10 protein-coding genes are annotated in these 11,121 nt (G+C 66.8%); 3 read left to right on the top strand and 7 right to left on the bottom strand.

All coding sequences use genetic code 11. From position 1 onward, the window contains the following. Window positions 1-55: 55 nt before the first annotated feature. Together LI336_RS10320 and LI336_RS10315 are read right to left on the bottom strand one after the other, a co-directional pair. The gene (locus LI336_RS10320) at window positions 56-262 is read right to left on the bottom strand and encodes a cold-shock protein (protein ID WP_227133045.1); all 207 of its coding nucleotides are present in this window, start codon (window positions 260-262) and stop codon (window positions 56-58) included. A 199-nt stretch (window positions 263-461) separates the two neighbouring features. Continuing rightward, window positions 462-1,769 carry a sulfatase gene (locus tag LI336_RS10315; protein ID WP_227133044.1) on the bottom strand — a complete coding sequence of 436 codons (1,308 nt, stop codon included), beginning with the start codon at window positions 1,767-1,769 and terminating at the stop codon, window positions 462-464. Between the two features lie 250 nt (window positions 1,770-2,019). On the opposite strand from LI336_RS10315, the gene LI336_RS10310 reads away from it, so the two are divergent. The 3 genes from LI336_RS10310 (at window position 2,020) to LI336_RS10300 (ending at window position 6,318) form a co-directional block, all read left to right on the top strand. After that, the gene (locus tag LI336_RS10310; protein WP_227133043.1) at window positions 2,020-3,078 is read left to right on the top strand and encodes a glycosyltransferase; all 1,059 of its coding nucleotides are present in this window, start codon (window positions 2,020-2,022) and stop codon (window positions 3,076-3,078) included. Window positions 3,079-3,316: 238 nt separating this feature from the next. Further along, window positions 3,317-5,293, top strand: a complete 1,977-nt coding sequence (locus LI336_RS10305) for a glycosyltransferase family protein (protein WP_227133042.1) — start codon at window positions 3,317-3,319, stop codon at window positions 5,291-5,293. Further along, the gene (locus LI336_RS10300; RefSeq protein WP_227133041.1) at window positions 5,293-6,318 is read left to right on the top strand and encodes a DUF1616 domain-containing protein; all 1,026 of its coding nucleotides are present in this window, start codon (window positions 5,293-5,295) and stop codon (window positions 6,316-6,318) included. Before LI336_RS10305 ends, LI336_RS10300 begins: the two co-directional genes overlap by 1 nt. 160 nt (window positions 6,319-6,478) lie before the next feature. Here the strand turns inward: LI336_RS10300 and LI336_RS10295 are convergent, their stop codons facing one another. The 5 genes from LI336_RS10295 to LI336_RS10275 all read right to left on the bottom strand — a co-directional run bounded on the left by LI336_RS10295 (window position 6,479) and on the right by LI336_RS10275 (window position 11,099). Further along, window positions 6,479-6,874 carry a RidA family protein gene (locus LI336_RS10295; protein WP_227133040.1) on the bottom strand — a complete coding sequence of 132 codons (396 nt, stop codon included), beginning with the start codon at window positions 6,872-6,874 and terminating at the stop codon, window positions 6,479-6,481. Window positions 6,875-7,086: 212 nt separating this feature from the next. Beyond that, window positions 7,087-7,512, bottom strand: coding sequence for a nuclear transport factor 2 family protein (locus LI336_RS10290; protein ID WP_227133039.1), 426 nt, complete (start codon window positions 7,510-7,512; stop codon window positions 7,087-7,089). A 300-nt stretch (window positions 7,513-7,812) separates the two neighbouring features. Beyond that, entirely contained in the window at window positions 7,813-9,624 is a 1,812-nt protein-coding gene (gene glmS, locus LI336_RS10285) for a glutamine--fructose-6-phosphate transaminase (isomerizing) (RefSeq protein ID WP_227133038.1), read from the bottom strand. A 400-nt stretch (window positions 9,625-10,024) separates the two neighbouring features. Further along, complete coding sequence (locus LI336_RS10280) at window positions 10,025-10,234, bottom strand: hypothetical protein (protein ID WP_227133037.1); 210 nt, start codon at window positions 10,232-10,234, stop codon at window positions 10,025-10,027. Between the two features lie 454 nt (window positions 10,235-10,688). Continuing rightward, a complete protein-coding gene (locus tag LI336_RS10275) occupies window positions 10,689-11,099 on the bottom strand; it encodes a hypothetical protein (RefSeq protein WP_227133036.1) in 411 nt (136 codons plus the stop codon). Between the last annotated feature and the right edge of the window lie 22 nt (window positions 11,100-11,121).

Below are 11,121 nucleotides of genomic sequence, written 5' to 3'. Positions count from 1 at the left end.
TGCTGTGAGAATGTGGGTCGTCGTCCGTCGCCGCTAGCGACCGACGAGAACTAGTTTACTTGCGGACGAGGTTCGTCGCGCGCGGTCCCTTGGGGGACGATTCGATGTCGAACTCGACCTCCTGACCCTCTTCGAGGTCGGGGCCGCCGACGTCCTCCATGTGGAAGAACACGTCCTCGTCGTCGTCGAGGTCGCCGTCGTCAGTCGAGATGAAACCGTAGCCGCCAGTGTCGTTGAAGAAGTCAACCTTACCGTTTGCCATTGCAAATGTACCCAGCGCCGCTGGAGGGATAACCCTTCCGAGAGTCGGGGTACCACGACCCGTCCGTCGAATCGCGGGCGTACTGCGTTCGAGAACGCGAGCGTTGGTGGGGTGAGGGTGCGTCAGACGCGATCGCTTGCGTCCACGGGCACGTCGCGTCCCTGGGAGAGAATAGCAGCCGCGTTATCGGGCAGGGCGGTCAGAAGTCGCCGGTCGTGGCGACGGCGCGCGTCGCGGCGTCGAGTCGCGCGCTCTCTCCGACGTGGTCGTCGTACGTGCGGAGGACGCGCTCGAGGCGATGCCGGACCGCCTGATGGTCGGTGGAAACGTCCGTCGTCTCCTCCGGGTCGGAGGCGAGGTCGTAGAGCACGATCCGGTCGCCCGAGCGCACGAGTTTGAAGCGGTCCTCGCGCGCGGCGACGTGCTCGCCGGCTTCGCTCGCAGCCACGACCGGGTCGCCCGCCCGGTCGGGCTCGAAGGTTCCCGTGTCCGCGATGTCGGTGAGGACTCGCGGGATCGACGCGAGCGACGTCGGTTCGTCGACGCGTTCGGCGCGGTCGAGCCCGTGGACGAGGTACGGGACGTGCACGTTCTCCTCGTAGAGCTCGCGGTGGTGGTGGCCGAAGTTCCCGTGGTCGCCGAAGGACTCCCCGTGGTCCGAGTGCACGACCGTGACTGGATCGACGTGCGCGAGGTCGCGCTGGAGGGCGTCGAGGAACGCGTCCGCGGCGCGGACGGTGTCGCGATAGCTGCGTTTCGTCGCGCGGATCGCTCGCGGCGGCATGGAGTCGTCGGTGCCGCGCATCGCGCCCTGCGAGACCGCGGTACTGTAGTACATCCCGAGCGCGGACTGCTCGACGCGGTGCTCGCGAGTCGTCACGAACGGGAAGTGCGTGTCCATGAGGAACACCCAGAGGAAGAACGGTTCCTCGGCCTCGGCGACCGCCGCGAGGACGTCGTCGTAGAACGACCCCCATTGCGCGAAGAACGACGACCCCGTGACCATGTCCTTCGCGATCTCGAACGCCTTCCGGTCGGGGTTCTCGCCGAGGACGCGCGTCGCGACCCGGTCGCGCAATCGCTCGGAGTCGGCGGACGCCTCGGAGAAGTCCACGAAGTGATCGAACCCGCGGTCGAACCCGGATATCGTCGACGTCCACGGGTTCGGACTGAACCCGATGGTCGTGTACCCGCGGCGCTTGAGGCGCTCGGGGAGCGTCTCGTAGCGCGTGACGTGGTTCTCGATGGCGCCCATGCGTCGCGCCCAGTGCGAGGAGGCGTCGATGGCGTCGAGCGAGTTCGGCGGGCGGTACTCGCCGGTGAACGCGACGGGCATCGACGAGAACGTCTGCGGGCCGGGTGCGATCGCTTGCGTGAACGCGACGCCGTCCGCTGCCATCGCGTCCATCGTCGGTGTGAGTCCTCGGTCGTCGCCGAGGTACCCGCAGTGGTCAGCGCGGAGGCTATCTATCGAGACGAGGACGAGGTTCGGTTGTGACTGTGGCATGAGTTCGTTGCGAGACCCGAGTATCGGGTTCGTCGTAGTTACCGGACTCAAGACGTGCCGGTGGCTTTGTTAGGTGGCGACAACTCCGCAAAGCGCGCGGACCGGAGCGGGTTCGACGACGGCAGGACGACCGTGCCGGCGCGGCGACGGCGCTCTCGTCAGGCGTTCTCGGACGGCCGAGACCGCGGCGAACGGGTAGGACGGGCATAACAATACCCGTCGGTTCGGTGTATCGACCAAATACATTCTCATGCGCGTACTCACCCTCGTGACGAACGACGAAGCCGAGTTCTTCCGGCAGCAATGCCGGATCCTCGAATCCCAGGGCGTCGACGTCGACGTCCTGCCCGTGCCAGGGAAACGAGTGACGACGGACCACGCGGACCGGTCTCGCTCCGTGCTCGACTACGTCTCGTACTATCCAGCGGTCTTGAAGGCGTCGTTCGGTGATTACGACGTCCTGCACGCGAACTACGGGCTGACGGCGCCCGCGGCGCTCGCGCAACCGAACCTCCCGGTCGTCCTCACCCTCTGGGGGTCGGACATCCTCGGGAAGCCCGCGCCACTCAGTCGGTTCTGCGCGAAGCGCGCGGACGCCGTCATCGTGATGACCGACGAGATGGCGGCGGCGACGGGCACGGACTGTCACGTCATCCCGCACGGCATCGACCTGGAGGTATTCAGGCCGTTCTCCAGCGAGGTGGCGCGCGACGTCCTCGGGTGGCGTCAGGACGCCAAGCACGTCCTCTTCCCGTACGCGAAACAGCGTGCAGTGAAGGACTTCCCGCGAGCGGAGCGCGTCGTCGACGCGGTCCGTGAACGACTCGCGGCGGAACCCGTCGCGGTCGAGGTCGGCGACGGAACCGCTTCGCCGCGCGCGGATGCGACCGACGGTCTCGCGACCGCGGCCGCGACCGGCGACGGTGGGCGTGACGTGGACGGAACCGGCGTCGTCGGTGACGTCGAGCTGCACGCGATCCACGGCGTCCCTCACGACCGGATGCCGCTGTACCTGAACGCGGCCGACGCGGTCCTGTTGACCTCGAAGAGCGAAGGGTCGCCGAACGCAATCAAGGAGGCGCTCGCGTGCAACGCACCGGTCGTGTCGACACCCGTCGGCGACGTCCCCGACCTCGTCGACGGCGTCCGGAACGCCACGGTCGCGGACACCGACGAGGCGCTCGTCGACGCGCTCGCGACCGTCCTCGCTCGCGGCGGTCCGTCCGACGGGCGCCGGAAGATGCTGGAGTTATCGGCCGAACGCATGGGCGAACGCATCCGAGCCATCTACGAATCGGTGGCAGAATGAGCGCCGGGAAACCAGTGTGCCGTGGCGGCTCGAAGCGACTGTTTATCGCTCCTACCAGCGGTATGACGGACATAACGAAACCCGTCTCCGCGCAACTCACTTCGAGAACAGTGTCACCACGACAGTCAGTCCTCCACGAACACCTCGACCGGGCGACGCATCGGCGTCGCACCTGTCGAGACACCCGCATCGAACCGTCGAACACGTCTACGATGGCGGTCTTGAGCGAGGCGGAGCGATGAGTTACCGGAGCGCGTTCGAGAACCGGTTCGAGGACCGTGACGTCGACGTCGCGGTCGCGAAACTCGGCCTCGTCGCCGCCGTTCTCCTCCTCGGCCTGCGGTTCTTCGCCGATCAGCCGTTCCTCACCATCATCCCGGTCGCCGTCGGGCTCGCGTGCGGCACGTACCTCGTGACTCACGACCGCGTGACGAACGAGGTCGCGCTCCCGCAGTTCTCGGACACGGTCGCCGGGTATCTCCCGGCGGTCGTCGTGCTCGCGGTCGCCGCGCTCGTCGCCGCCATCCGCCTCGTCGGTGAACGCTCCCTGCCCGTCATCCTCCTGACTGGTCTCGTCGGATCGCTCCTGCTCATCCAGATACTGCTCGTGAAGGAGGAGTCGCTCAGTCCACCGGTCGTGCTCTTCCAGATATTCGTCGCCGCGGTCGTCATCCGCACCAGCGCGCTGTTCGCAGTCCCCGGGTTCGTCGGCGGCGACATCTGGGTGCACGGCCCCGTCTGGGTCGAGGGCATCGCCGCGACCGGGTCGCTCGAACCGCTCGCTGAGAGCAAGTACCTGCTCGCGCCGCTTTACCACGTGATATCGTCGCTCGGCGCGCTCGTCACGGGGTCGCCTCGCGCAGGCATCTACCTCACCATCGGTCTCGTCGTCCCGCTGTCGGCGCTGTTCGTGTACGGCATCGGCGCGATGTTCGTGCCCGCACGGTGGGCGCTCGCCGCGACCGCCCTGTACGCGTTCGCCGACCAGTTCATCCGCTGGGGCCTCCACGTCATCCCGACGAGCCTCGGACTCGCGTTCTTCATCGCGGTCCTCTACTTCGTCCTGAAGACGTTCTACACGGGCGGCGAGAGCTGGGTTGGGCTGGGCGTGTTCGCGTTCAGTCTCGCGGTCGTGTTCACGCACCAGGTGTCGACCGCCGTGTTGCTCGTGACGCTCGCGGTCGCGGTCGGCGTCGCAGTCGTCCGTGACGCGACGGCCGCGTCCGGCTGGCAGCGCAGCACGCTGGTCCTCGGCGGGACGTTCGTCGCGGCGCTCCTCGCGACCGTCGTCTCGTGGACGCTCGCCCCCTGGCGGGGCGGCGGCGCGGACACCGCCGGCGAGGGGTTCCTCGTGCGGATGATCGGCGTCATCTCGGAGACGTTCATCGAGGAAGCCGGGTTCCTGAACCTCGTGAGCACGAGCGAACCGGCGGTCCCGGGAACGGGCGGCCCGGAGACGCTCCTCGACACGCTCGTGCCCTACATCGAACTGTTCGGGTTCGCGCTCCTGCTCGCCGCAGCGGTCGTCGGCGCGCTCGTGATGCTCCGCTGGCGCCAGCGGATGGACGCGACGGCGACCGTCCTCGTCGCCGGCGCACTGATGTTCGTGTTCACGTTCGGGTTCAACACGTTCGGCATCACGGTATTCATGCCGGGGCGCTGGATCGCGTTCCTGTACGTCCCGCTGTCGCTCGTCGCCGCCGTGGGCCTGTTCCACGTCGTCTCGCACGCGCCACGGGGAGTGATGGTCGCCATCGTCCTCGTGTTCGCGCTCGGCTACCCGGCGTCGATGGTGGTCGCGGAGAAGGCGACGCTCGACGACCCGGTGTTCGACGAGCGCTACGCGCGGACGTCGTTCACCGAAGCCGAGCTCGCAGCGAGCGACACCATCCCCGGTCTGCTGTCGGCTGGAACGATGGCTGACGTGCAGACCGACCACCCCTACTGGCGGACGTTCCATCCGCTGGCGCCAGGGAAGATGGTGACGGTCGTCGTCGACGCTGACGGGCCGACCGGGGACGTCCCGGTCGTCTACCGGTCGTACCAGACGACGGGCCCGTCGACGTTCCAGTACGAGCTCGGCGCGGAACCGTACCCGAGTACCGACGCCTCGTACACGCAGGCGGAGGTCTGCGCTGACGGCCGGAACCACGTGTACGCGAACGACGACGTACTGCTGTGCACGGTCCCGGGCGACTCGGAGGTGAGTGAGTGATGAGCGACGTCGTCTACTGGCGCTGGTTCACCGACCTCGTGCTCGTCGCGGGCGTCGCCGTGCTCGCGGTGCTTGCGTTCGTCGTCCCGGGCGTCCCGTGGCCGGTACAGTGGACGCTCGGTATCGCCGTGCTCGTGTTCGTTCCCGGGTACGCGGTCGTTGCGGCGATGTTCCCGGAGCGGTCGTCGGTGTTCGACGACGCGGAACCGGCGGCGGCGGCGACGCCGTCGCCGGCGGTCGTCGTTGCGCTCTCGTTGGTCGGGAGCGCGCTCCTCGCGGCGGTCGTCGGCACGGCGTTCGCGACGCTCGCCACGCTGACGTTCGTGCCGGTCGCTGGCGTCCTCGCCGCGATCACGGTCGTCGCGGCGGCGGTGGCGGCGGTGCGTCGTGCACTGCTCGCGCCGTACGTCCGCCGCGGCCCGTTGAGTTCCGGCGTCCTCGGGCGCGTGTGGAAGGTCCTCCCCGGCTCCCGGAACCAGAACGCGGCGTTCCTCGCGGCCGCGGTCGTACTCGTCGCGGCCGTCGGCGTGACCGCCGCGTTCCCGGCCACGAGCGACCCGTTCACGGAGTTCTACGTGCTCGACGAGAACGCCGACGGCGACCTCGTCGCCGAGGACTACCCGAGCGAGCTCGTCGCAGGGACGGGACACACGTTCCACGTCGGCGTCGAGAACCACGAGAACACCCGGATGCGGTACTCGGTCGTCGTGCTCGCACAGACCGTCGACGACGACGGCACCGTGACCGGGACGCGACAGCTCGACGCGTTCAGGGTCTCGCTCGCCGCTGGCGAGGAATCCGTGGTCGCGCGCGACGTCGTCCCCGAGCAACCCGGCGAGAACGTCCGCCTCGTGTTCCTGCTCTACAAGGGCGACGCACCCGCGTCCCCGAGCCCGGACTCCGCGGACCTCGCGCCGCTCCAAGTCTGGACGACCGTCGTCCCCGCCGAGAACGCGTCCGCGACCGACAGCGCACGCCTCGACGCCGCCGACGCGGTCGCTCGTCCCGCCCTCGTCGCAGCCTGAGTAACGCCTTATCTTCCACGCGCTCACCCGACCACGCCGCCTTTCCACGCGCTCACCCGACCACCACCCACTCCGCGATAGCGCTCGCCACACCGGCGTCGACGACGCTCACCACTGGAGGTCTACGTCTCACGTAAACCCGCGGTGGTCGCTGCCTCGACTACGCCCCCTCCGCGACGATCGCCACCGCCTCCAGCTCCACGCACATCTCGGGGTCGATGAGGCCCGAGACCTCGACCATCGTCGTCGCCGGCCGCACGTCGTCGAAGGCCTCCGAATGCGCGCGACCGATGGCCTCCCAGTCGTCGACGTCCGTGACGTACATCCGGGTTCGAACCACGTCGCAGAGTCCCGCGTCGAGTTCGGCGAGCGCACGCTCGACGTTCTCGATGATCTGTGCGGTCTGCGCGTACGAATCGCCGACGCCCACGACCTCACCGGCGTCGTCCGTCGCGGTCGTCCCCGATACCTCGACGCGGTCACCGACGCGAACCGCTCGCGAGTACCCGACCGCGTCCTCCCACTGCGTGCCAGAACTCACGCGTCGTCGTTCCATACCGGCTGCTCGCAGCGAGCACGCAAATGAGTACGGGAGGCTCTGTTGAAACCCTATTCGTTAGACATCTCATCCGATGAAACTGCTGTTAGGTAGGTGTGCGAACGTAACGCCACGATTTCTATCAAATAGCAGTGGGGGAGAGCGGGGCGTGCTGAATACAGGGCGCGTCTCGTTCAAATCGAGCCAACGACCTCGGTCGAGCGTACGGGCTATTCTTCGAGCGCAGCGTTGAACACTGCGGTGTCGGCGTACGATGTCCACTGAACGACTTCTCCGTCCTTGAACTGGAAGACGTGCGCATTCGGGTATTCCACCGACTTCCCCGTCTTGGCAGAGGTACCACTCCAGATGTGAAGTGCAACGACGGTATCACCGTCTGCGACGTATCGCTCTGGGACGACCGAAACATCCACCCACTCATCTCCTAACTTGGAAAAGACGTTCTCGACGATCTCGTCGAATCCGTGGTGTATCCCTCCGCCAGCAATTCCCTTTGGTTCGTGCAATTCCACATCGGGAGCCATGATGTCTCGTATGGCCTCAATATCACCCTCTGCGAACGATTCGTAGAGTCCCTTCACGATCTCCAGATTCTCCGCTGCTCTCGTGGTCGCCATTATATCACGTACTATCATTAGAGTCCCTGCGGCGAGATAGATGCTGAGCTACGTGCTAACTCCGACAAGAGACCAACAATGAATCGCTCTCTGCTGAATACCTCCCTCTGTATCTCGCACGTCGTTTCTGACAAGGAAAGAGACTATCACAACCAGTCGCGTTACATCGTTCGCCTGTATCTAGCGATTCGGGTACTGCTGCCAGACAGATGCAACTGGTTCTGGATAACTCTTCCAGGGGTGGATGGTCGACGGGAAGGAGAGTGTCTGTTGACGGAGAAAACCGAGAAGGTGGTCGTGACTGCTACGCGGAGCCGGTCACTCGACGGTGACGCTCTTCGCGAGGTTCCGGGGTTTGTCGATGGGGCGGTCGAGGTCGTCGGCGGCGTGGTACGCGACGAGCTGGAGCTGGACGTTCGCGAGGATGGCGACGAGGTCGGGGTGGGTGGCGGGGACCGTGAGGACCTCGTCTGCGGTGTCGGCGAGCGCGTCGCTCGACCGCGGGCAGACGCCGACGACGGGGCCGCCGCGGGTCTGGACCTCGCGGACGTTGCTCGCGAGCTTCGCCTCGTTGTTCCCGTTACACACCGCGAAGACGGGCGTGTGTTCGGTGACGAGCGCGAGCGGGCCGTGCTTGAGTTCGCCGGCGGCGAACCCTTCGGCGTGCTCGTACGTGATCTCCTTGAACTTCAATGCGGCTTCGAGCGCGACGGCGTACGCGCTCCCGCGACCGATGAAGAAGTGCGAGTCCTCGTGCGCGAACCGGTCCGCTATCTCGGCCGCACGCGAGGTCTCCAGGACGGTCTGGACGTGCTCGGGGAGTTCCGCGAGCGCCTGGAGGCGGTCGGCCGCGTCCGGCGTCGGCGAGCCGGTGACGTCGCGCGTGATGCGTTCGCCGAGGAGGACGAGCGTCGCCACCTGCGACGAGAACGTCTTCGTCGCCGCCACCCCGATCTCGGGGCCGGCACGGATGAACAGCGCGTCGTCGCAGAGGCGCGCGGCACTCGATCCGACGACGTTCGTCAACGCGAGCGTTCGCGCACCGCGCTCTTTCGCTATCTCGAGCGCGCCGAGCGTGTCCGCGGTCTCGCCGCTCTGCGTGATGCCGACGACGAGCGTGTGCTCGCCGATCGCGGGCGGGTGCGTCGCGTACTCGCTCGCGAGGAACGTCTGCGCGTCCACGTTCCAGTCCGCGAACAAGCTCTCCGCGTACATCCCCGCGTGGTAGCTCGTGCCGCACGCGACGAAGTGCACGCGGCGGACGTCGGCGAACGACCCGGCGTCGAACTCCTCGAGGACGACGTCGTCGCCGTCCAGCCGACCCTGGATGGTCTGCTGGAGCGACGTCGGCTGCTCGTGGATCTCCTTGAGCATGTAGTGGTCGTACTCGCCTTTCCCGGCGTCTTCGGCCGCCCAGTCGACGGTCTCGACGGGTCGGCACACCTCGAAGCCGTCGACGTCCGTGATACGGAAGTCGTCGGCGGTGAGGACGGCGACGTCGCCGTCCTCGAGGTAGACGACGCGGTTCGTGTACTCGAGGAACGCGGGCACGTCGCTCGCGAGGTAGTTCGCGTCCGCGCCGACGCCAAGGACGAGCGGCGACCCGGTACGGGTCGCGATCACGCTATCGATGTCCTCGTGAATCATCGCGAGCGCGAAGCTCCCCTCGAGTTCGGTGATGGCGGCGCGGAACGCGGTCTCGGGGTCGTCGCCGGCGTCGAGGCGTTCCTCGACGAGGTGCGGGACGACCTCGGTGTCGGTGTCGCTCCGGAACTCGTGACCGCGAGCTTCGAGCGCTCGGCGGAGCTCGGTGTGGTTCTCGATGATGCCGTTGTGGACGACGGCGACGCGACCCGAGCAGTCGACGTGCGGGTGCGCGTTCGCGTCCGACGGCTCGCCGTGCGTGCTCCAGCGAGTGTGACCGATACCGAGGTCACCCTCGAGGCGGTTCTCAGCGACTGCAGCGCGGAGTGCGGCGACCTGACCCTGGCGCTTCTGGATCTTCAGGCCGGTGCCGTTCTTGACGGCGATCCCGGCCGAGTCGTACCCGCGGTACTCGAGGTTCTCGAGCGTCGCGACGAGCGACTCCGAGGAGTCTTCGGTCCCGACGCGTGCGGTGATGCCACACATTAGTACGTTACCTCCCCCGTCCGCCGGCGTGGCGCCGGGCGGACGGACGGGTCGTGAGCGAGCTCGCAACCTGACGGCCGGGTGCTTTCGTGGAGGGCGCGTACGGGGGTTTCGGGGGATGGAAATCTTGGCTTTGCATTCGTTGTCACGACCTTACTGAATACCAACAGGGAGGGTAGAGACGGGCTTTGTTATGCGTCAGTTGGCGGAAGCAAGGGAGTGTGTCCACTCGGGTAGTTCCGTTGTACTAGGTCGCCAATCCGAACGCGACCCGACCACGTTCCCTGGCGGTGGTCACCATTCCACATGACCGGCTGTTATCAGGTGGCTACCACGTGGTCGGAGTAGGAGACCGCGCACTGGCAGGACGACTGAACGGAGAAGCAGGCCGGTGCGTCGATCAGCGCCAGTCCGCCAGGTCGACGACGAGCGATTCGTCGGCGACGACGAACGAGTCTTCCTCGAGGATGTCGTCGTCGCTCGGCAGGAAGAGCAGCTGCCCGTACTGTTCCGCGACCACGACCTCGACGTCGAACGGCCGGTAGCCGAGGTCGCGTTCGAGGTCCGGGTCGTCGTCGACGCCCGCCCACGCACGTTCGAGGTCCGTCACGCCAGATCCACCCCAGTCACCCACCCCGGGATCATGCTCGCCTCCGTCCTCCTCGTGCGTGCCGCAGCCGGTCGAACGGGCCGTTTCTCGTCGGTAACGCCCCCTTACCGCCACCCTGGTGGCGCCGGATGGGGAACGAGACGGTTCGTGACACCATGAACGAGTAGCGAGGGACTACATGAATAGACCTTTCCACCAGTTTCAAGCCCGTATACGACGGTCGGTTACCACTCGGTTACGTGATGGTGACGTTTCCAGACCGGTAATCGGTAGGATACCAACGCACCGTTTACCGGGCTGTTACGGCCCGCAAGACCGGTAAGGTCACCTTATCCGGCGGACGGTTCGCGCCATTTCACGTCGTTTCAACGAAACCGTCGTCGTGGATTCAGGAGGTGGCTGGATGGTTCTACCAGGAGGTTGGTTGCTGGAGGTCCGCTCGACGAGTCCGCCGTTACGCGAACAGTGGTGCGTGCTCGACGAGCAGCACGACGTTGTTCGTGGCGGCGTACAGGGAGACGAGCGACGGGGTCCCGTATCCGACGAGTCGGACCACGCTCCCGGCGAGCACGGGCCGGTGGGTTCGACCAGCCAGGACGCGGACTGCGGCTTCGGTGACGCCGACGACGACGACGGCGAGGAGGACGGAGATGACGACGACCGACTGGAGGACGCCGTACTCCGCGAACAGCGCTCTCGCGAGTGGATTGCTCTCGACGAGCACGGGCGCGAGCGAGAGCCCGACGACGGTCGACGCCGCGTCCAGCGTGGACGTCGTCGCGACCGCGAGGACGCCCTGGAGCGCCGACGGCACCGCTTCCGACCGTGGCGCGGACTCCGGCAGGTCGGCGTCGACGTACGACACGAACCACCGTACGCCGGCGAAG

The organism is Halorubellus salinus (assembly GCF_020567525.1).
Lineage (GTDB): Archaea > Halobacteriota > Halobacteria > Halobacteriales > Natrialbaceae > Halorubellus > Halorubellus salinus.
The sequence above is the reverse complement of the archived record's forward strand: the minus strand, read 5'-3'. Positions and strand labels throughout refer to the sequence as shown.